We start from the raw sequence: 19881 nt of genomic DNA, 5'->3' as shown, positions 1-19881 counted from the left end.
TCAGCTACCGCCGATGACCTCCTTGGCTCTCAGGTCGGCGATCGCGGCCTCGTCCAGTCCCAGCTCACGAAGCACCGCATCGGTGTGCTGGCCGATGGTGCAGCCCGCCTCGGCCTTCGTGCGCGACCGCGAGAACCGGCACAGCGGCGCCAACCGACGGTGCTCCTCGAAGATCGGGCTGACCGCTTCCACCGCGTATCCGGCTTCGAAGTACGGATCGGTCTGCAGCACCAGTTCGGAGTTGGCCTCGACGACCTCGACGCAACCGACGTCCTGAGCGGACAGTTCGCGCTCCCACTCCAGCTTGGTCTTGGTCGCGAATACGGGGGTCAGCGCAGCGACCAGGTCGTCGTCGTGGGCGGCGCGGGAGTCGGCGTCGGCGAAGCGTTCGTCGGCATGGAGGTCGACGTAGGGCGACAAGGCCTTTGCCAACGCGGGCCATTCACGCGGTAGCGGCGCGGCGAGGAAGACGTAGCCGTCGACCGCGGGGTACATCCGGTAGAGCGCGCTCATGCCGAAGAACTGGTCGTCGGCGGCCGGATTCGCCGGGCGCGCGGCATAGCTCGCGTTGTAGGGGATCATCGCCTGCTGCACGGTGCCGAGCATGGTGGTGACCACGTTCGACAGAATCGTTCCGCGACGCTTGGCGTACAGCGCGACCAGCAGAGCCGAGCCGACACCGTGCGCCGCGATGCCATCAGACTGCACGGCCGGGACGGCTCCGCCCGCGTGGAGTTGGACCGCCCGGCGGTGGAGATCGTCGAGGTCGGCGGGAGCATCGCCCGGATCGTGGCTGTCGATGAGCGCAATCCCGGATGCCGCACCGACGGACGGTGCGTAGGCGGCGCGGTGCGCGAACGGCCCGTCGACGCCGTACCCGGACGTCGTCACGAAGGCCAGGTCCGGGTTGACCGCCTTGAGTGAGGCCTCATCGATCTTCGACCGTTCGGCTGCCTTCCCGCGGAAGCACTGCAGCACGATGTCGGACCGCTTCGCAAGTTCGTAGACCAGGTCGAGACCCTCGGGCTTGGTGAAGTCGATCGCGACGCTTTCCTTGCCCTGCAACACCTTTGCGCCGCCGGCTTCGGGGAACGCGACTAGGTTGCGGATGTTGTCGCCCTCAAGCGGTTCGACCTTGATGACGCGGGCACCCAGATCGGCCAACAACGTCGCGCCGTACGGGCCTGCGAACATGCTGCCGAACTCGAGCACCGTCACGCCCTTCAGCGGCGGGTCATCGGGGGCAGAGCCAGGGACACTCGGCACGGGTTCATCCCAATTCGCGACGGACAAGGCCTCGTTGTGCTCGCCGAGTCGCGGAGCCGGTCGAAGCTCGGTCAACGGCCTGCCGTCTGCGTGAATGAGGGTCGACGGCTGGCGCACCGGCCCGAGCTCGGGGTCCGTCACGGTGACTGACCGGCCCTCGTATGCCGTTTGAGGGTGGTCCAGGGAATCCTCGGGAGTGCGGAACAGTTCGCCGCTGAGGTCGGGGTTCTCCGCCATCGCCTGCTGCCATTCGGCGAGCGTGCGCGACCCCACCCGCTCGATCATCATGTCCCACCACTCGGTGCGCAGCTCGGCGGTCGGCAGCATGGGGAAGCCCTGCCACTTCGGGTTGGCGAGTTCCTTCAGCAGGTCCAGCTCGGTGAGCCACGCGCCGATCAACTTGGGTGACACCTGAGCGAACTGCAGCCACCGACCGTCCTTGGTGGGACACACCAGGAGTGCGTAGATGAGGTAGGCCTGGGGCCGGCCCTGATCGTCGTAGGCGGCGTCCATCGGCTCGAAGGCCCCCGGATACCGTTCGAGCACCATCTCGTAGAACCAGTTGTACGGATCCATCGAACCCATGCCGGTGACCAGGTTGGTCTCGACGGCCTGGCCGCACCCGCTGGTCTCCCGCTCGAGAAGCGCGGCCAGCACGCCCTGGACGGCGGCGTGAGCCGCGCCCCAAGACGCGTAGGCGAAGGTGATGTACGCCGGCCCGGGCCGCGGGGCAAGTCCCCGTTTCTCGTGCATGACGCCGGTCTTCGCCATCACCAGGGCCTCCCAGCCCTTGTAGTCGCGGAACGGTCCGGTGGAACCCCACCCGGTGATCGTTGCCACCACGAGTCGCGGGTACGCCGCCGACAACGCGTCGTGGGTGAGGCCGAGGCGCTCCGCCGTGGTGGGCCGCATGGTGTTCACCATGACGTCGGCCCGACCCAGCAGGGTCCGCAACCGGTCCAGGTCGGCGTCGTCGTGCAGATCGAGAGTCACGCTGCGCTTGCCGCGCAACAGTGCGGGCCAACCGGCGAGGTCCCGCAACGGGCTACCGTCCGGCGGCTCCACCATGATCACCTCGGCACCGCAGTCGGCGAGGAACTGCGTCGCCTGAGCCCCTGGCAGGGTCGTCGACAGGTCGGCGACCACCAGGCCGGCCAGTGGACCACCCGACGCCGAGCCGACTTCCGGCATATTCGCTCCCTACGCAGCGCTCGCAGATCTCGTCAGCGTGTTGTGACGCACGCCACGCCAGCATCACAGCGTCCAAGATTAATGTCAATGCATTACTCTTGCGAAAATGACGGATGCGTCCACGCTATGACCGACGAGCACGCCGAACGGGGCGGATTCCCGCCGATCCGGACCTGGCACGAACCGAACCTGCGCAATCCGGGCGGCGGCGCCGAGTACGGCGACATGATCTCCGAACTGCGCGACTTCCTCGACGGTGTGGCCGCCGCAGCGCCGGACACCGCCACGACGGTGGAGTTGACCGAAGACCTCCGACGGTGGGCCGATCGACTGGCCGACGCCGCGGTTCCCGAACGGCGACAGATCTTCGCGCGGCGCCTTGATCTGCCCGGCCGCGGGCAGACCATGTCCCCCAACTTCATTCCGATTGCGGGCGACCACTTGAGCGTGGAGGGCACCGTCACGTTCGGCCGCTACTTCCTCGGTGGCGGCGGAGCCGTGCACGGCGGCGCCATTCCATTGCTTTTCGACGAGGTGCTCGGTCGGCTGGCCAACTCCGGTGATCGGGCGCCGTCGCGAACCGCGTATCTGCACACGGACTTTCGGTCCATCACTCCGGTCGGCGAAGAACTCGCGGTGCGCGGCTGGTTTGTCAGCGAGCAGGGTCGCAAACGCGTCCTCCGGGCGGAGATCACCTTCGGCGACACCCTATGCGCCGAAGCGGAGGGACTGTTCGTGGCCCTGCGCGCCGACCAACCGTGAGCCGCCGAACTCAGCGCACCGCGAAACCGGCATCGAGCGGCCAGGCCACCCCGGTGATGAACTTGGCCTCGTCGGAGACCAACCACGCCACCGCGCCGGCGATGTCCTCTGGCATCAGCACCTGAATGGGCAGAGCATTCTGCATCGCCGAGACGGCCGTGTCGTTGGCCTCGAGCAGCTTGGCCATCGTCTCATTCATCACCATGCCCGTCGCCACGCCGGTCGGGTGGATGGTGTTGACCCGGATCCAGTGCTGCGCCAACTCGTTAGCCCACACCTGCATCAGGCCGACCAGGCCGCGCTTGGCGGCGGTGTAGGCCTGTCCGCCGGCGCGGTCGGTGCCGGTACCCTTCAGACCCGCGCTGGAGCTGGTCAGCACTATCGATCCACCGCGACCGCCGTCGATGAGCGCCGGTAGCGCGGCCTCGACGGTGTTCCACACCCCGATCAGGTTCACGTCGACGATGTCGCGGAAGATCTTGCGTCGGTCCCCGTCGCCGCTCAGCCGGATGATGCCTGCGTTGGCGACCACGATGTCGAGGCGGCCGAACTCGCGGACGCCCTCGTCGACGGCCTGCTGCAGTGCATCGGCGTCGCGGACGTCGGCCTGGTGGGCGATGATCCGCCTGCCCTGGTTCTCGACGGCCTTGATGGTCTCGTCGAGATCGTCGGGGGTGGCGTTCGGGTAGTCCATCGAGTCGATGTCGCGGCAGATGTCCACCGCGATGATGTCGGCGCCTTCAGCGGCGAGTCGGACCGCGTGGGCGCGGCCCTGGCCCCGTCCCGCACCGGTGATGAACGCTACCCGTCCGTCCAGATTCCCCATGGTTGAATTCCTCTCATCGTGTCGGTTGTCGACGTTGAATATCGCTGTCGTGCTTGGTGATCAGCTCGCGCAGTGCGAGCCGGTCCGGTTTGAGCATCGCCGTCAGGGGCAGCTCGTCGACGACGAGAAGTTCGTCGGGCGCCTTGTAGTCGGCCAGTTCTGCGGCCACGTGGGCGCGCAGCTCGGCCAGTGTCGGCGGATCGGCGGCGTCCACCGGGACCACGAACGCGACACCGATCTCGCCGATCACCGGTGCGGGCCGCCCGACCACGGCGGCCTCTCTCACCCCGGGATGGCCGGTCAGCGTCCGCTCCACCTCGCCCGGATGCACGTTGTACCCGCCGCGGATGTACATGTCACCGCGGCGTCCCACCAGCACGAGGTTGCCGTCGTCGCCGAGCACGCCGATGTCGCCGGTGCGCAGCCAGCCGTCGCGCAGCACCTCTGCGGTGAGTTCGGGATTGCGCCAGTAGCCGCGCATCACGCACGGACCGCTCACTTCGACGTCCCCGTCGGGGCCGACGCGCACGGTCATTCCGTCGGCCGGCCGCCCGACGGTGCGGAACTGGACCTCGGCGGCATCGCCGGGTTCGGTGCCGCAGATGGTGGGGCATTCTGTCATCGCGTACCGGACCACCAGCGGGACACCGATCCGTTCGGCCACCCCGCGGACCAGTTCGGGGGGCGCGGGTGCCGTCGCTGATACCCCGACCCGCAAATGTGGCAGAGCCTGCGGGCTCACGCCCTCGAGGTCCAGGAGTTTGGCCCACTGGGTCGGGACTGCGCCTGCCACGGTGACGCGCTCGTCGCGCAGGATGCCGAACATGCCCGGTGCCGACCACGGCGTTGGCGGGATCACGAGCGTGACGCCCCACACCAGCTGATCCCATAGCTTGAACATGTAGCCGGCGTGGGCGAACGGGGTCGACGTGAGACGGCGGTCGTAGGGCGCGCTCATGACGCCCGCTGCCAAGGCGCCGGCCGCCAACCGCTCGGCGTCGAACACCGCGCCCTTCGGTGCTCCCGTCGTCCCGCTGGTGAAGATGAGCGCGACCGGGTCACGCGGCCCGAGGGCGACACTGGGTGGGACGGCACCGGTCGAAGAGGTCGACAACGCGGACCGCCGCAACACCCGCTGACCTCCGGCGGGCAGGTCCGGGAGCTGCTCGTCGACGACGATCAACGCTGGATCTGCCTGCTGCAGAATCGATTCGATCTCCCGACGGCCCAGTCGCGGGTTGAGTCCGGTGGTGATCGCCCCGATCATCGCCGCCGCCGCGTAACACGTCGCGTAGTCGACGCCCGAGGGCAGCCACAGCATCACCACGTCGCCCTTGCCGATGCCGAGGCCGGCGAACTGGGCCGCCACGCTGCGGGCGCGGCCGATCCATTCGGCGAAGGTGGTCCGTGCACCCGGCTCGACGTAGGCCTCCCGGTCGCCGTGGGCCGAGGCGGCCGCCTCCAGCATCGATCGGGTGTCACCGACGTCCGCGCGCAGCGGTGCACGCTCCACCTAGGGCTCCTCCGCGCCGAGAATCATTGTGCCGCTTGAGCAGAACCACCCGCCGGTGCCGCTGACGCAGGCAATCCTCGCGTCGGGTGTCTGCCGCGGGCCGCATTCTCCCCGCAGTTGGCGTACCGCCTCCACCAACAGGAACAACCCGCGTTGACCCGGGTGGCACGCCGAGAGGCCGCCGCCGTCGGTGTTGGTGGGAAGTTCGCCGCCCAATCGCAACGAGCCCTTCTCGACAAAGCCGCCGCCCTCACCCTTCGGGCAGAAGCCGAGGTCCTCCAGCGTGAGCAACAGCATGTAGGTGAATGCGTCGTAGATCTCGGCGACGTCGACGTCGGACGGCGAGACGCCGGCACGGTCGAAGGCCAGTGGCCCGCTGACCGCGGCGGGGCCGACGGTGAGGTCGTCCCACTGCGAGGTGAGCATGTGCGAGGTGGTCTCGGCGGCACCGAGCACCCAGACCGGCTTGCTTCGCAGATCCTTCGCACGCTCCGCGCTGACGAGTACTGCGGCCGCACCACCATCACTGCGAATGCAGCAGTGCAGCTTGGTGAACGGGTCGGCGATCATCGGGCCGTCCAGGACGTCGTCGATGGTGATCGGGTCGCGGTAATAGGCCTCTGGATTGGCAGCCGCATTGAACCGGGCGGATACGGCGACCTCGGCCAGCTGTTCGATGGTGGTGCCGTAGGTGTACATGTGTCGCCGCGCGGCCATGGCGTACTTGGATATCAGGGTGTGGCCGTAGGGCGCCTCCCACTGCAGAGGTCCGCGCGCACCCCAGTTGATGCTGGCGCCCCGCAGTCCCTTCCGGAGATCCGAGCGGGCCGTCGAACCGTATGTGAGCAGCACCACGTCGGCATGTCCGGCGGTGATGGCATCCGCCGCGTGTGCGGCCATCACCTCCCACGACGCGCCGCCGACTGCAGTGGAGTCGATCCAGCGCGGCTGCAGCCCGAGGTACTCGCCGACGTCGACCGGGGGCAGCGTGCCCTGTCCGGTGGAAGCCAGGCCGTCGACGTCGCCGGGGGTCAGCCCGGCATCGGCCAGGGCGCGCCGACTCGCCTGGGCCATCAGCTCATAAGGACCCTTGTCGTCGACGCGGCCGACGTCGGACAGGGCGACGCCTGCGATGGCGACGGTGCCGCTCACTGGGCGCGGTCCTGCGCCAGCAGCTCAGCGAGCACGTCGGTCGGCTCGCCGAAGAGATGCCGAAACACGTGGGCGCGCTTCAGATAGAGGTGCATGTCGTTTTCGAACGTGTAGCCCATCCCGCCGAACACCTGGATGCCCGCGGCGGCGTTGTCGACGGCCGCCGAACCCGCCACCGTTGCGGCGGAAAGCACCTGCAGCAGCGCGTCCGCGCGTCCGCTCGCGAGCGTGATCGCGGCGAACAAGGTCTGTGCCTGGGCGGCCTCAGCCGCGATCTCCATGTCGACGCAGGAATGCTTGATCGCCTGGTGCACACCGATCGGCTTGCCGAACTGCTCGCGGGTCTTGGCGTGTTCGGTCGCCCGCGCCGCTGCCGCCGCGGCGAGGCCGGTGAGGTAGGCCGCAGCCAGTACCGTGGCTCGCGCCCAGATCCACTCGTCCTCGGCGGGCAGCCAGTGTAGGGGTTCGGCGGACTCGACTGTGGCGGAGGCGATTCGGGTGCCCGGGTCCGCCGCTTCCACGCGGGTCAGCGAGCCGAGCGAATCGATGTCGAGAAGTGCGGCGCCGCTGCGGGCCACCACCAGCGCATGCGAGGCGCCTGCCGGGTCGAACAGGTCGAAGGTGCCTTTGACCGGCCGGGCGTCGCCGTCGCCGCGCAACACCGCGAGCGCCACCGAGGCATGTCCGGAACCGATCCGCTCCGCCAGCGCGACGTCCCCGCAGCCGGCGGCCACTCGGGCCGCCAGCGTGCACGCAAGGAACGGGCCGGGCGCGAGTCGCTTGCCGAGTTCGATGAACAGCAGCACCTCGTCGTCGAACGGACGGCCCGACCCGCCGGACTCCTCGTCGAGTCCCAGTGTGAGCAGGCCCATCTCGGCGCCTTCGCGCCAAAGTTCTTCGCTCACTGTTGCTTCCGCGCGTCGACCGGCGCGGATTCGTTCGACAGGCATCCGCTCGGCGAGAAATTCTCCCGCCGCCTGAATGATTTCGAGTTGCTCAGTTTCGGGCAGCAGGTTCACGACCATCTCCTATCATCGCGGCAGTCCCAGCACGCGTTCGCCAACGATGTTGCGCTGAATCTCGGATGTGCCGCCGCCGATGGCCTGGGAGAAGCTGTAGTAGTAGTAACCCACCCAGCCGTCGGCGTCCCAGCGCGACGTGTGCCGAATCGAGGCGGGACCGACGACGTCCATCGCCAACTTCCCGATCTCCTTGGCCAATTCGGCGTACATCAGCTTGACGATCGAGCCACGAGGACCGGGGGTCTCGGTCTTCATCGCCTCACAGATGTTGGTGTAGGTGAGCGCCCTAAGCGAAGCCACCGAGGCGCGTGCCCGCGCCAGCCGCCGCGCGATGTCGTCGTCGGCGATGGCGGGCCTGCGGCCATCCGGACCGACGTGGTCGCGGGCGTAGTCGATGAGATCCTCGATGATCTTGGCCAACCGCACCTGGTTGGCCGTGAACGCGGTGCCGCGCTCGAAGGACAGCGTCGCCATCGCGACCGACCAGCCGCCGCCGAGCTCGCCGACCACGTTGGACAGCGGGATGCGCACGTCGTCGTAGAACACCTCGCAGAACTCCGCTCCACCCTCGATGGTCTCGATGGGTCGCACGTCGATGCCCGGTGTGCGCATGTCGCAGATCACCCAGGTGATGCCGGTGTGCTTGCTCCCGGTGTTGTCGGTGCGCACCAACAGCTCCTGATAATCGGCGACCGTCGCGAAACTGGTCCACAGCTTCTGCCCCGACACCACCAGGTGCTCCCCGTCGATCACTGCCTTGGTCCGCAACGCCGCCAGGTCCGACCCGGCGTCGGGCTCGGAGAACCCCTGACACCAGATCACCTCGCCGCGAAGGATCTTCGGCAGGTGAAAGGACTTCTGCTCGTCGGTGGCACGGGTGATCAGGGTCGGCCCGGCGTGCGAGTTACCGACGAAGCACGCGTCGATGCCTGGGAACCCTCGGGCGGCATATTCCTCGTACCAGATCAGCTGCTGCAGCAGGGTCAGGCCCTTACCGCCGTACTCGGTGGGCCAGGCGATGCCGGCCCAGCCGCCGTCCCACTGCGTGCGCTGCCAGGCCAGGTCGTATTCGCGGATGCCGGCGTCGTCGCGGGGGCGCGGTTCGGTCGGCTTGTTCTCGTCGAGCCAGGTCCGTACCCGGTCACGGAACTCGATCTGATCGGGCGTGAAGTCGAGGTCCATGATCCGAAAGTATAGGTGACACGATAGTCAGAAATAAAGGTCATTGCTCCAATTGCCGATAGGCGGCCGCCAGCCGTTCCGCACCGCGTGCCAGCAGCGTCACGTCGGCGCCCACGAGCACGAAACTCGCGCCGGCCCGCAGGTAGCGCCGCGCCACCGACTCGTTGAACGCGTTCACCCCGGCGCTCTTTCCGTGTTCCACGATCATCGCCAATGCGTCTTCTATGGTGCTCACGACTTCCGGAGACTCCGGCCGGCCGAGTTTGCCCATCGACGCCGCCAGGTCGGCGGGACCGATGAACACCGCGTCCACCCCGTCGACGTCCGCGATCTCGCCCAGCTGCGCCAGGCCTGCGACGGTCTCCACCTGAACGGTCAACGACACCGTCGCGTCGGCGGTGACAAGATAGTCAGAAATGCGGTTCCAGCGGGAAGCGCGCGCCAGGGCGCTCCCGACCCCGCGGACGCCCTCGGGCGGATACCGGGTGGCAGCCACTGCGGCGGCCGCCTCAGCAGGACTGTCGATCATCGGGACGATGAGGTTCTGCGCACCGATGTCGAGCAGTTGCTTGACGAACACTGGGTCGGCCGATGGCGGCCGGACCAGCACGTCGACGTCCGGGTATCCGGCCAGCACCTGCAACTGCTCGAGCGTGGTGCGGAGGTCGTTGGGCGCGTGCTCCTGGTCCAGCAGCAGCCAGTCGATTCCGGACCCGGCGCAGATCTCGGTCACGTAGCCGCTGCCCGAGGCGAGCCACATCCCGAACCGCGGTGCTCCGTCACCGATGCGCTGCGTCCACCGGTTCGTCACGGCGCGTCGCTCCGATCGAACGACACGGACACGGTGCCCAGCAGCCCGTAGTCGGCGACGAAGGTGTCCCCCGGCTCCGCGAACACCGGTTTGGTAAACGATCCGGACAGGATGACCTCACCGGGCTGCAGCGAAACACCGTGCGGCGCAAGCCGATTCGCCAACCACGCGACGCCGTTGCCGGGATGGTTGAGCACGGCGGCGGCCACCCCGGATTCCTCGATCGTGCCGTTGCGCAGCAGGAGCGCCGCCACCCAGCGCAGGTCGACGTCCAACGGCCGGAACACCCGCCCGCCCAGGACCAGGCCCGCGTCCGCGGCGTTGTCGGCGATGGTGTCGACGATGGTGCGCAGGTGACCGGTCTCGGGGTCCGACATCTGGACCCTGGCGTCGAGGATCTCGAGCGCGGGGGTGACGAACTCGGTGGCACGCAATACGTCGAACAACGTGACGCCCGGCCCGCGGAGCGCCTCGCCGAGCACGAATGCCAACTCGACCTCGACGCGGGGCCGGATGAAGCGATCGGGCGGGACACGACCGCCGTCGTCGAAGAACATGTCGTCGAACAGCGCGCCGTAGTCCGGCTCGTCGATCGACACCGCCCGCTGCATCACCTTGGAGGTGAGTCCGATCTTGCGGCCCTTGACAACCCGGCCGTCGGCGACCTTGAGCTCGACGAGCGCCCGCTGCACGGCGTAGGCGTCCTCGATCGTCATGTCCGGAAAGTCCAGTGACAGTTGCCGAATCGGCGTGCGGGTCTGCTCGGCCGCATAGAGCCGGCGCGCTATGTCGGCGAGCTCGGCCTCGGCGGGCCTACCCACTGTGCCTGATCCTCTTCGCGCAAGCGCTCATCGCGTGAGAAACTCGACCGCGGCGGCGTTGAAGGCTTCGGGATCCTCGAAATGCGGCCAATGTCGCACCGACGCCATCTCGAACACCTCGGAGTTCGGGATCAGGTCCGCGATGGTGCGCGCGGTGTCCTGGTACACGCCGTGGTCCTTGCCTGAGGCCACGATCATCACCGGCGCCTTGATGCTGCGCCACTTGTCGTCCGGGATCAGGTTCCGGTGGCGCGCTGTCTCGTCCTGCAGGATCAGCAGTCGGTCAATCGTCTTGCGGGTGTCTTCGCGCCGGTAGACCGCCTGACGCAAACCGATGAGATCGGGCAGCCGATTGCCCTCGTCGGCGATCAAGTGGGCGAACACGGCGTGCAACGACTCCCACGTCGGTTCGTTGACCGCCTTCGTTCGTTCCTCACGAATACGCGCCATGTTCGACGCCGACGCCTCCCGTCCGGCCGGCGACATCAGGATCACCTTGTCCACCCGGTCGGGGTGGCCGACCGTCACGGCCGAGGCGACGAACGCGCCCAGCGACATGGCGACGAAGCTGGCCGAGGGCATGCCGAAGTGGTCCAGCACGCCCAGGACGTGCTCGACGTAGATGGGAATCTCGTAGTCGTAGTCCGGCTTGCCGGAGAACCCGTTACCGACCATGTCGATGGCCACGCAGTGGAAGTGCTCGGACAGCGCGGCGAGGTTGGGCGCGAATGTCTCCCAGTGCCCGCCCGTGCCGTGCAGGAATATCGCGTGCGGTTTGTCGGGCCGGCCCGCCTCGGCGTAGCGGGTGCGCACCGCGGCGCCGTTGACCGTGATGTCGACGAAGCCCTGCCGGAACTCCAGATCCTTCAGAAACATCCAGATGCTGCGGTAGTTCGCGGTGTCGACCACTGCCTCGGTATGCGATGCCTGCGCCTCGGTCATCTCGCCCCTTCAGTCGTTTCTGACAGCGTTGTCAACTTCTGCTGTCATCGCCCAGCACGTGCCTCCATGTTCGCATAAGCGGGAAGTACGCATGTAGGAAACCCCTACACGCCCGCATCGAGTCGTTGTCAGGCCGACGAGCAACAGATGGCGGTCGATTGATTCTGACACTTGTATGCGGTAAGACTTGGAGTGTGAACACCCCGGCGGGACGCCGCGTGCTCGCTGAGTTGGTCAACGAGTTCGCGGCCGTGCGGTTGTCGTTGGACGTCAACGGCAACGGCCCTCGCCTGCTCGTCGAGGACCTCGAAAGCGGCGAGCAGGTCTTTCTGTGCCCGTTGGAGTTGGCCAGCTTCACCCTGGCCACCCCCGAAGACCGCGACGAATGGCTGCGGGTGGGCAACTACCGCGGCGAACGTGGAGGGACGGAGCAGCCTTGAGCGTCCCACACGTCGACCTCGTCGGCCTCGGCATGACGCCCATGTCGTTGCGCCCCGGCAAGACACCCGTGGAACTGGCCACTCAGGCCAGCGGCGCCGCGCTGGCCGACGCCGGCATTGCGCGCGGTGACGTGGACGGCCTGCTGGTCGGCTCCTCGCAGGGCGTGCGGCCGGATCGGCTCGGTGTCGGTTTCGCCGCCCAGGGTGGCTTCGCCGACCTACGCCTGCTCGAACACGTCGAGATCAAGGGCGCCACCACGATTGCCATGATCCAGCGCGCGCGCCACGCGATCGCCACCGGCGAGGCCTCCACCGTGCTGTGCGTATTCGCCGATGCCCCGCTGGTGGCCGGACGGGGTGCCGGATCGACCTACGCGCAGAGCGGCGGCAACAACGGAACGCGCGGCCTGGAGCGGGCCTCCGGCCTGCTCGGCTCGGTGCCGACCTACGCGCTGCTGGCCCAGCGGTGGCTGCACGTCACCGGAACCGGCGCCGAGGCGCTGCGTTCGGTGGCCACCACGGCGCGACGCTGGGCGCAGGACAATCCCCACGCGGTCAACCGTGAACCGCTCGACGACGACGGCTACCAGCGAAGTCCGATGATCGCCGAACCGCTGCGGCTGCTGGACTGCGCAAGACCGGTCAACGGCGCTGTCGCGGTGGTGCTCACCGGTCGAGCTTCGGTCGGCACCACGCGCGTTCGCGTGCGCGGTGCCGGGAGAGACCATCCGGTGCGTCGCCGCCGGGCAGGCGCCGAGTCGTGGTTCGGTGGCGGCGGCCGGGCGGTGGAGGACGCGCTCGACCAGGCCGGCATGTCCCGATCGGACCTCGATGTCGCCGAGCTCTATGACCCGTTCTCGATCGTCACCCTGGTGCTGCTCGACGAATACCGTCTCACCGGCGGCGTACCCGCAGGCGCCTTCGTCCGCGACGGCCACACCGGCCCGGGTGGCACGCTGCCCACCAACACCGGTGGCGGTCAGCTCTCCGGCTTCTACCTGCAGGGCATGACGCCGCTCGCCGAGGCCGTGATCCAGTTACGCGGCGCCGGCGGGCAGCGCCAGGTCCCCGATGCCGCCGTGGCCCTGGTCGGCGGCATCGGCGGCCGGCTGGACCACCACGCCGCACTGATTTTGGAGCGGGCGGCATGAGCACTGCGGCCGACCACGCCGACCAGATCCTCGACGACTGGCTACTGGATCCCTCGCTGGCCCCCGCCGCCGGTGACGAGGTGTTGGCGCCGCTGTACGACGCGGCGCAGCGGGGCGAGGTGATGCTGCCGTTCTGTGCCGCATGCGCGAAACCACTGGAACTCGAGCAGGACATCTGCGACGGCTGCGGGGGCGGTGATCGCAGCTGGCGCGCGGTGGCTCCGCACGGCACCGTGCACGCCGCCACGCTGATGCACCGGCGCGAGCCCGGGCTCGTGCACGCACGTGGCCCCTACCCGATCGTCGACGTCGAACTGGACAGCGGACATCGCCTGGTGATGACGACCGCGCGGCCCACCGATACGGCCCCGCGCATCGGCACCGCCGTGCACATCGCCTTCCGCCGGCTCGGCGACGTCGTGATACCGGCCATCGACACCCTGGAGGAAGACGCGTGACGACTCTCGAAACAGGAAACGCCATCGACGATTTCGATGTGAATTCGATCATCCGGACTGACCGGGTACACGGGTCGGTCTACACGTCGGCCGAGATTTTCCGCCGCGAGATGGACACCATCTTCAAGACCGGCTGGGTATATGTCGCGCACGAGAGCGAGGTGAGCGAGCCCGGCGACTACCTCACCCGGATGATCGGCCGCGACCCGGTGGTGGTGGTACGCGGCAAGGACGGCGTCGTACGCGTGGTGCTGAACCGCTGCACACACCGTGCCAACAAGCTGTGCAACGCCGAGAAGGGCAACGCCAACTCGTTCCGGTGCCCGTATCACGGCTGGACATTCAACAACACCGGTGCGCTGCAGGGTGTTCCGATGCGGGAAGGTTACGGCGAGGCGTTCAACGAGGTCCGCTCCGAACTGGGCCTCGCTCAGGCGCCCCGGGTGGACAACTACGGCGGCTTCGTCTTCGCGTCGCTGGCGGCCGAGGGCGTCTCGCTGCGTGAGCACCTCGGCAACGCGACCCACGCGATCGACCGACTCCTCAACCTGTCCCCTACCCGCAAAATCGATCTGCGGGCCAACTGGATGAAGCACCTTCACCACGCCAACTGGAAGATGGTGGTGGAGAACAACGTCGACGGATATCACGCCCTGTTCACGCACGCCTCGGTGTACGACGCGATCAAGCCCGCCAAGGTGTCACATGTCCCGACCAAGGTCGACGTGCTCGTCCGCGACCTCGGCAACGGTCATTCGGAGATCGATTACAGCGACGAATACCGGAAGCTGGACGAGGAGTTCATCTGGTACGGCCGTATCCCGCGCGCGAAGCTGGCCGGTTACGTCGCCGACCTGGAATCGGCGTACGGTCCCGAACAGGCGCACGATGCGCTGGTGGTGGGGCCGCCGCACACGCTCATCTGGCCCAACCTGTTCCTGGCCGAGATGAACGTCATGTTCGTCGAACCGCAGGCGCCCGATCGGACGGTCGCCTACACCACCGCGGTGCTGATCCCCGGCCAGGACGACCTGAACGTGCGCACGCTGCGGCGCTCCGAGGGGGCGATGGGCCCCGCCGGCTTCCTGATCGCCGACGACGGTGAGATCGGCATGCGCAACCAGGCGGGCCTTGCCGCCGAACTGCCGGAGTGGCTGGTGCTGGCGCGCGGCGTGGAGGGCGACATCACCGACGAGACCGGGATCATCAACCGGGACAAGAGCGCCGAGACGCCACAGCGGGGGTTCTACTCACAGTGGGCGACCGTCGTCGGCGGGAAGGCGTGAACATGACCGCGAACACTGCGCCCCAGACACGGCCCACGCTGCGGCCCCTGCCGGACAACGAGATCCTGTCGTTCCTCTATCTGGAAGCGCGCCTGGCCGACGAAGGCCGCTACTCGGAGTGGGAGGCGCTGTGGGCCGATGACGACGCCGGGGTCGAATACCGGGTACCGATGCACCCAGAGGACGATCCGCGCACCACGTTGGCCTACATCAACGACAACCGACGACGGATCAAGAGCCGGGTTGCCCAGCTCAACACCGGCAATCGCCACTCCCAGACCCCGCCGTCGGTCCTGCGCCGCGTCATCTCCAACAGCGAAGTGGTCGACGAGGGCGCCGATACCGTCACAGTGGAGTCCAATTTCGCGCTGTTCGAATACCGTCTTCGACAACGCTTCTGGGCCGGGCGGGTGAGCCACACCATTCGGCGATCGCCGGACGGGCTGCGGCTCGTCCGCAAGATCGTGCACCTGGTCGACGCCGGTGGACCGGTCGAGACATTGGCCTTCTTGATCTGATGCTGATTTCAGACATCGCCACCAACAACGCGCGCCGCTATCCGAACAAGCGCGCGCTCGTCGAGGCCGACCGGGTGCACACCTGGGCTGAGGTTGACGCGCGGGCCCGGCGGCTCGCTGGTTTCCTCACCGGCCGGGGCCTCATGCCCGGCGACCGGGTGATGGTCATCGCCCGCAACTGCATCGAGTGGCCGGAGATCTCGTTCGGACTGGCCAAAGCGGGACTGATCGCCGTGCCGGTGAACATCCGGCTCGCCCCCGACGAGGTGGCCCACGTCCGCGATGACTGCGGCGCGCGTGCGGTGGTCATCCACGCCGATCACCTCGAGCGGTTTCTCGGCGAACTGACCGACCTCCCACTCGTGCTGGGCATCGGCGCCCGGTCTTCGACCGGTGCCGACGAGGTCGTCACCGACTACGAGACCGCCCTGGCCCAGGCGCAGCCCGCCGCTCCTCGAAGCGACGTCTCACCCGACGACGTCGCGGTGATCCTCTACACCAGTGGCACCACCGGTCGTGCGAAAGGGGTCATGCACACCCACCGCGGTCTGCTCTACCAGGCGGCGGACACGAATCTGGTCACCGAAGCCAACCGGTCGGACGTCATGCTGGCCACCACGCCGTTCTTCACCGCGGGAGGAATGGTACGGACTGTGTCGTGGCTCTACCTCGGCCAGACCATGGTAATTCACCAGCGTTTCGACCCACAGGCAGTGATCGACGAGATCGAGCGCAGCGCCATCACTTTCACGACCTTCATCCCGACGATGCTGCACCGCACGCTGGCGATTCTCGAAGACGGCCCGCCCCGCGACATGTCGAGCCTACGGCGGATCTCCTACGGCTCCGCGCCGGTGCCTCCGGGATTGGCCCGCAAGGCGATGGACCTGCTCGGCTGCGATCTCCAGCAGCGCTACGGGCTCACCGAATGTGGCGGGCAGGCCACCATCCTGACCCCGCAGGATCACCGCGAGATCCTCGCGGGCAGAACCTCGATCGCCACGTCCTGCGGCCAGGAGACGCCGATGTGCGCGATCCGCGTCGTCGACGTCGACGGCAACGACGCCCCGGCCGGGGAGGTCGGCGAGATCGTGATCGTGAGCCCCGCCAATGCGATCGGCTACTGGAACCGGCCCGAGCAGACCGCCGAGACGTTCCGCCCCGACGGGCTGTACAGCGGCGACCTGGGATACCTCGACGAAGACGGGTACCTCCACATCACCGGCCGCAAGACCGACCTGATCATCTCCGGCGGCTTCAACGTCTATCCCGCCGAGATCGAACGGGTGATCGCCCAGCATCCTGGAGTGGACATGGTGGCGGTGGTCGGCGTGCCGGACCCGGAATGGGGTGAGACGCCGGTCGCGGCGGTGATTCCGAAGACGCACGTCGAGGACCGAGACGCGCTGACCGCCGAACTCGTGTCGCTGTGCCGCGCGGAGCTGGCCGGCTACAAGCAGCCACGCCGCTTCGTGTTCCGGAAGGAGTTTCCGCTCGGCCCGGCCGGAAAGATCTTGAAACGCGAGATCGCTAACCAGGTGACCGAAGTCGCCGCCGCCGGTGCGAAGATGCCGGTATCCACCGGATCGACTGAGGAGCGGCCGTGACAGACAAGCCCGACCTGCGCACCATCGAATTCGACGTTGCCGACCACGTCGCCACCGTGACGCTGAACCGGCCCGAGAAGTTGAACAGCTTCACCGAGGAGATGGCGGCCGAGCTCGCGACCGTCTGGGCCCGCGTACGCGATGACGACGACATCCGGGTCGCCGTGCTGCGCGCAAACGGTGAGCGCGCTTTCTGCAGCGGACTCGATGTCTCCGAGGGCACATGGTGGAAGCACCTGCCGATCTTCAATCAGGAGGATCCCGGCGCGTTCCTGGGCCCCAAGGGACACAAGGTGTGGAAGCCGGTGATCGCCGCCCTGCACGGCATCGTCGCCGGCGGTGCGATGTACTTCGTCAGCGAATGCGATTTCGCGATCTGCGCCGAGAACGCCACGTTCTTCGACCCGCACGCCAATGCCGGCATCGTCTCGGCGCTCGAGCCGATGGGCATGCTGGCCCTCGGCGTGCCCTACGGCGAGGTGATGCGCTGGGCATTGCTGGGCAGCGAGGAGCGGATGACCGCTGCGACCGCGCTGCGTGTGGGCCTCGTGACCGAGGTCGTACCCGACGATCAACTGCGCATCCGCGCAGCGGAATTGGCGGCAGAGATCGCCACACGCCGGCCGCAGGGCATCCAGGGCACGGTGCGCGCGATGTGGGAAGCCCGGGACCTCCCACCCAGCATCGCCGCCCGGCATGGGCTGTCCTACACCCACATAGGCAATGCCGGTGCCACCCCCGATTCGCTCAACAACAAGAAGCGACCCCGCACTCGCTGAGGAGGCGGCATGACTGACATCACGACCGAGCAGCTGGCCACATTCGACCTGCTGATCGGCGGCGAACCGGCGGCGGCCGCATCCGGCGCGACCTACGACAGCGTGGACCCGTACACCGGCCGCCCATGGGCGCGTGTCCCCGACGGCGGCAGCGCCGACGTCGACCGCGCAGTGGCCGCGGCGCGCGCCGCGCTGGAGGGGCCGTGGGGCACCCTCACCGCGACCGCCCGCGGGAAGTTGCTGTGGCGCCTCGGCGAGATCATCGCGCGCGAAGCGGAGCAGCTGGCGGAGTTGGAAGTGCGAGACGGCGGCAAGCTGATTCGCGAAATGGTCAGCCAGATGCGTTCGTTGCCCGAGTACTACTTCTACTACGCCGGGTTGGCCGACAAACTGCAGGGCGAGGTGGTGCCCACCGACAAGCCGAATTACCTGGTCTACACCCGCCATGAGCCGGTCGGCGTGGTCGCTGCAATCACGCCGTGGAACTCACCGCTGCTCCTGCTGACGTGGAAGCTGGCCGCCGGCCTCGCCGCGGGCTGCACGTTCGTCGTCAAACCCAGCGATCACACCCCGGCGTCGACACTCGCGTTCGCGAAGCTGTTCGCTGAGGCCGGCTTTCCGCCCGGCGTCATCAACGTCGTCACCGGCTGGGGTCCGGAAACCGGCGCTGCGCTGGCATCCCACCCGGGTATCGACAAGGTGGCTTTCACCGGGTCGACCGCCACCGGCATTCAGGTCGGCAAGGCCGCGATCGAGAACATGACGCGGTTCTCCCTGGAGCTCGGCGGCAAGTCCGCTCAGGTGGTCTTCGACGATGCGGACCTCGACGCAGCCGCGAACGGCGTGATCGCAGGCGTGTTCGCGGCCACCGGCCAGACCTGCCTGGCGGGCTCGCGCCTGCTCGTCCACGAGAGCGTCGCGGACGCGCTGGTCGAGCGCATCGTCGCACGCGCGGCGACCATCAAGCTCGGGGACCCGAAGGATCCGACGACCGAGATGGGCCCGGTGTCGAATCAACCGCAGTACGAGAAGGTGCTGTCGCACTTCGCCTCCGCGCGCGAGCAGGGCGCCACGGTGGCCTATGGCGGCGAGCCCGCCGCCGAGCTCGGCGGCTTGTTCGTCAAACCGACGGTGCTTACCGGGGTGGATCCCTCGATGCGGGCGGTCGCCGAGGAGATCTTCGGGCCGGTGTTGGCGGTGATGACCTTCACCGACGAGGACGAGGCCGTCGCCGCGGCCAACGCCAGCGAATTCGGGTTGGCCGGCGCGGTGTGGACCAAGGATGTCCACCGCGCGCACCGGGTGGCCGCCAAGCTGCGGGCCGGAACGGTGTGGGTGAACGCCTATCGCGTTGTCGCTCCGCATGTTCCGTTCGGGGGCGTCGGATACAGCGGGATCGGCCGCGAGAACGGCATCGATGCCGTGAAGGATTTCACCGAGACCAAGGCGGTGTGGGTGGAACTGTCCGGGGCGACCCGCGACCCATTCACGCTCGGATGAGCGTGCCGACCAGCAAGGAGAAACACATGACGATCGACCTCGCTGCCGCGGACAAGGTCCTGGCCGGTCTGCGGCCGTTCCCGGTGGCGGTCACCACGATCGACAACGGCTTCGCCAACGGCCTGATGTCGCTGTCGGCCGGCTCGGCCAGCATCGTGCCGGAGCTGCCCCGCGCCACAGTCAGCCTGACCAAATACAACAAGTCGCACGACATGCTGGTCAACTCCGGCATTTTCGTGATGCATATGTTGTCCGCCGGCCCCGACGAGATCGACAAGTCGATGGAGATCCTGATGACCCTCGGCGGCAGCTCTGGCCGCGACGGTGACAAGATCGCCAAACTGCGGACGAAACCCGGTGTCACGGGGGCACCGATCCTGCTCGATGCGCACAGCTACGTCGAGTGCAGGATCACTGGCTCACTGGACAACGACGAGAACACCATCTTCGTCGGCGACGTGGTGGCCGCGGAGGTGTTCAGCTCCGAGCAACGGCTGCGAATCGGCGAGGCGTGGGGCAGGTTGCCGCACGAATGGGTCGAGCAGTACGAAGCGAATCACGAGCCGCAGCTGCAGAGTGCACGCGATCTGCGGGCGGCGGCCGCGGCACGGGTCTAGTGGCCGGCGATTCTCCGTCTGGCGCATGGGAGCTGCC

General features: G+C 67.9%; 19 protein-coding genes. 10 read left to right on the top strand and 9 right to left on the bottom strand.

Going from position 1 to position 19881, the window contains the following annotated elements; translation table 11 throughout:
• The gene (locus tag G6N49_RS02675) at nt 1-2457 is read right to left on the bottom strand and encodes a CaiB/BaiF CoA-transferase family protein (protein WP_083044724.1); all 2457 of its coding nucleotides are present in this window, start codon (nt 2455-2457) and stop codon (nt 1-3) included.
• A 225-nt stretch (nt 2458-2682) separates the two neighbouring features.
• Between G6N49_RS02675 and G6N49_RS02670 the strand changes: the two genes are divergently transcribed.
• Entirely contained in the window at nt 2683-3219 is a 537-nt protein-coding gene (locus G6N49_RS02670; RefSeq protein ID WP_083044790.1) for a hotdog domain-containing protein, read from the top strand.
• Between the two features lie 10 nt (nt 3220-3229).
• Here G6N49_RS02670 and G6N49_RS02665 read toward each other — a convergent pair whose 3' ends face one another.
• The 8 genes from G6N49_RS02665 to G6N49_RS02630 are packed head-to-tail and all read right to left on the bottom strand — an operon-like array spanning nt 3230 to nt 11488.
• Nucleotides 3230-4045, bottom strand: coding sequence for a mycofactocin-coupled SDR family oxidoreductase (locus G6N49_RS02665; RefSeq protein ID WP_083044725.1), 816 nt, complete (start codon nt 4043-4045; stop codon nt 3230-3232).
• 13 nt (nt 4046-4058) lie between these two features.
• Nucleotides 4059-5558 carry a class I adenylate-forming enzyme family protein gene (locus G6N49_RS02660; RefSeq protein ID WP_110807618.1) on the bottom strand — a complete coding sequence of 500 codons (1500 nt, stop codon included), beginning with the start codon at nt 5556-5558 and terminating at the stop codon, nt 4059-4061.
• On the bottom strand, nt 5559-6710 hold the full coding sequence (locus G6N49_RS02655; RefSeq protein ID WP_083044726.1) for an acetyl-CoA acetyltransferase: 1152 nt from the start codon (nt 6708-6710) through the stop codon (nt 5559-5561).
• Nucleotides 6707-7729 (bottom strand): acyl-CoA dehydrogenase family protein, encoded by a 1023-nt coding sequence (locus G6N49_RS02650; protein WP_083044792.1) that lies wholly within the window; start codon nt 7727-7729, stop codon nt 6707-6709. The genes G6N49_RS02655 and G6N49_RS02650 overlap by 4 nt, the downstream gene beginning before the upstream one ends.
• Nucleotides 7730-7741: 12 nt before the next feature.
• A complete protein-coding gene (locus G6N49_RS02645) occupies nt 7742-8914 on the bottom strand; it encodes an acyl-CoA dehydrogenase family protein (protein WP_011856469.1) in 1173 nt (390 codons plus the stop codon).
• A gap of 40 nt (nt 8915-8954) precedes the next feature.
• Nucleotides 8955-9725, bottom strand: coding sequence for an aldolase/citrate lyase family protein (locus G6N49_RS02640; RefSeq protein ID WP_271035536.1), 771 nt, complete (start codon nt 9723-9725; stop codon nt 8955-8957).
• Nucleotides 9722-10546, bottom strand: a complete 825-nt coding sequence (gene hpaH / locus G6N49_RS02635; protein ID WP_083044727.1) for a 2-oxo-hept-4-ene-1,7-dioate hydratase — start codon at nt 10544-10546, stop codon at nt 9722-9724. Before hpaH ends, G6N49_RS02640 begins: the two co-directional genes overlap by 4 nt.
• 27 nt (nt 10547-10573) lie before the next feature.
• Nucleotides 10574-11488: an alpha/beta fold hydrolase gene (locus tag G6N49_RS02630; protein ID WP_083044728.1), complete on the bottom strand. Its 915-nt coding sequence runs from the start codon at nt 11486-11488 to the stop codon at nt 10574-10576.
• A gap of 194 nt (nt 11489-11682) precedes the next feature.
• On the opposite strand from G6N49_RS02630, the gene G6N49_RS02625 reads away from it, so the two are divergent.
• From G6N49_RS02625 to G6N49_RS02585, 9 genes are read left to right on the top strand one after another with little or no spacing between them, the layout of a single operon-like run.
• Nucleotides 11683-11928 (top strand): hypothetical protein, encoded by a 246-nt coding sequence (locus tag G6N49_RS02625; RefSeq protein WP_011856473.1) that lies wholly within the window; start codon nt 11683-11685, stop codon nt 11926-11928.
• 32 nt (nt 11929-11960) lie between these two features.
• On the top strand, nt 11961-13079 hold the full coding sequence (locus G6N49_RS02620; RefSeq protein WP_083044729.1) for a thiolase family protein: 1119 nt from the start codon (nt 11961-11963) through the stop codon (nt 13077-13079).
• Nucleotides 13076-13537 carry a Zn-ribbon domain-containing OB-fold protein gene (locus G6N49_RS02615; RefSeq protein WP_011856475.1) on the top strand — a complete coding sequence of 154 codons (462 nt, stop codon included), beginning with the start codon at nt 13076-13078 and terminating at the stop codon, nt 13535-13537. Before G6N49_RS02620 ends, G6N49_RS02615 begins: the two co-directional genes overlap by 4 nt.
• Complete coding sequence (locus G6N49_RS02610; RefSeq protein ID WP_083044730.1) at nt 13534-14823, top strand: aromatic ring-hydroxylating oxygenase subunit alpha; 1290 nt, start codon at nt 13534-13536, stop codon at nt 14821-14823. Before G6N49_RS02615 ends, G6N49_RS02610 begins: the two co-directional genes overlap by 4 nt.
• Nucleotides 14824-14825: 2 nt before the next feature.
• Entirely contained in the window at nt 14826-15341 is a 516-nt protein-coding gene (locus tag G6N49_RS02605) for an aromatic-ring-hydroxylating dioxygenase subunit beta (protein WP_011856477.1), read from the top strand.
• Complete coding sequence (locus tag G6N49_RS02600) at nt 15341-16948, top strand: class I adenylate-forming enzyme family protein (protein WP_110807620.1); 1608 nt, start codon at nt 15341-15343, stop codon at nt 16946-16948. The genes G6N49_RS02605 and G6N49_RS02600 overlap by 1 nt, the downstream gene beginning before the upstream one ends.
• Nucleotides 16945-17727 carry an enoyl-CoA hydratase/isomerase family protein gene (locus G6N49_RS02595; protein ID WP_011856479.1) on the top strand — a complete coding sequence of 261 codons (783 nt, stop codon included), beginning with the start codon at nt 16945-16947 and terminating at the stop codon, nt 17725-17727. Before G6N49_RS02600 ends, G6N49_RS02595 begins: the two co-directional genes overlap by 4 nt.
• A gap of 9 nt (nt 17728-17736) precedes the next feature.
• Nucleotides 17737-19227, top strand: a complete 1491-nt coding sequence (locus G6N49_RS02590) for an aldehyde dehydrogenase (protein WP_083044732.1) — start codon at nt 17737-17739, stop codon at nt 19225-19227.
• 26 nt (nt 19228-19253) lie between these two features.
• Nucleotides 19254-19844, top strand: coding sequence for a flavin reductase family protein (locus G6N49_RS02585; RefSeq protein WP_011856481.1), 591 nt, complete (start codon nt 19254-19256; stop codon nt 19842-19844).
• The last annotated feature ends 37 nt before the right edge of the window (nt 19845-19881 follow it).

It is taken from the genome of Mycolicibacterium monacense (genome assembly GCF_010731575.1).
GTDB lineage: Bacteria > Actinomycetota > Actinomycetes > Mycobacteriales > Mycobacteriaceae > Mycobacterium > Mycobacterium monacense.
This window is presented reverse-complemented; position numbering and strand designations above follow the sequence as displayed.

Coding starts and splice junctions, on each gene's coding strand:
- G6N49_RS02675 (WP_083044724.1), bottom strand. CDS start 2,457: ATGCCGGAAGTCGGCTCGGCGTCGGGTGGTCCACTGGCCGGCCTGGTG.
- G6N49_RS02670 (WP_083044790.1), top strand. CDS start 2,683: ATGATCTCCGAACTGCGCGACTTCCTCGACGGTGTGGCCGCCGCAGCG.
- G6N49_RS02665 (WP_083044725.1), bottom strand. CDS start 4,045: ATGGGGAATCTGGACGGACGGGTAGCGTTCATCACCGGTGCGGGACGG.
- G6N49_RS02645 (WP_011856469.1), bottom strand. CDS start 8,914: ATGGACCTCGACTTCACGCCCGATCAGATCGAGTTCCGTGACCGGGTA.
- G6N49_RS02630 (WP_083044728.1), bottom strand. CDS start 11,488: ATGACCGAGGCGCAGGCATCGCATACCGAGGCAGTGGTCGACACCGCG.
- G6N49_RS02620 (WP_083044729.1), top strand. CDS start 11,961: ATGACGCCCATGTCGTTGCGCCCCGGCAAGACACCCGTGGAACTGGCC.
- G6N49_RS02615 (WP_011856475.1), top strand. CDS start 13,076: ATGAGCACTGCGGCCGACCACGCCGACCAGATCCTCGACGACTGGCTA.
- G6N49_RS02605 (WP_011856477.1), top strand. CDS start 14,826: ATGACCGCGAACACTGCGCCCCAGACACGGCCCACGCTGCGGCCCCTG.
- G6N49_RS02600 (WP_110807620.1), top strand. CDS start 15,341: ATGCTGATTTCAGACATCGCCACCAACAACGCGCGCCGCTATCCGAAC.
- G6N49_RS02590 (WP_083044732.1), top strand. CDS start 17,737: ATGACTGACATCACGACCGAGCAGCTGGCCACATTCGACCTGCTGATC.
- G6N49_RS02585 (WP_011856481.1), top strand. CDS start 19,254: ATGACGATCGACCTCGCTGCCGCGGACAAGGTCCTGGCCGGTCTGCGG.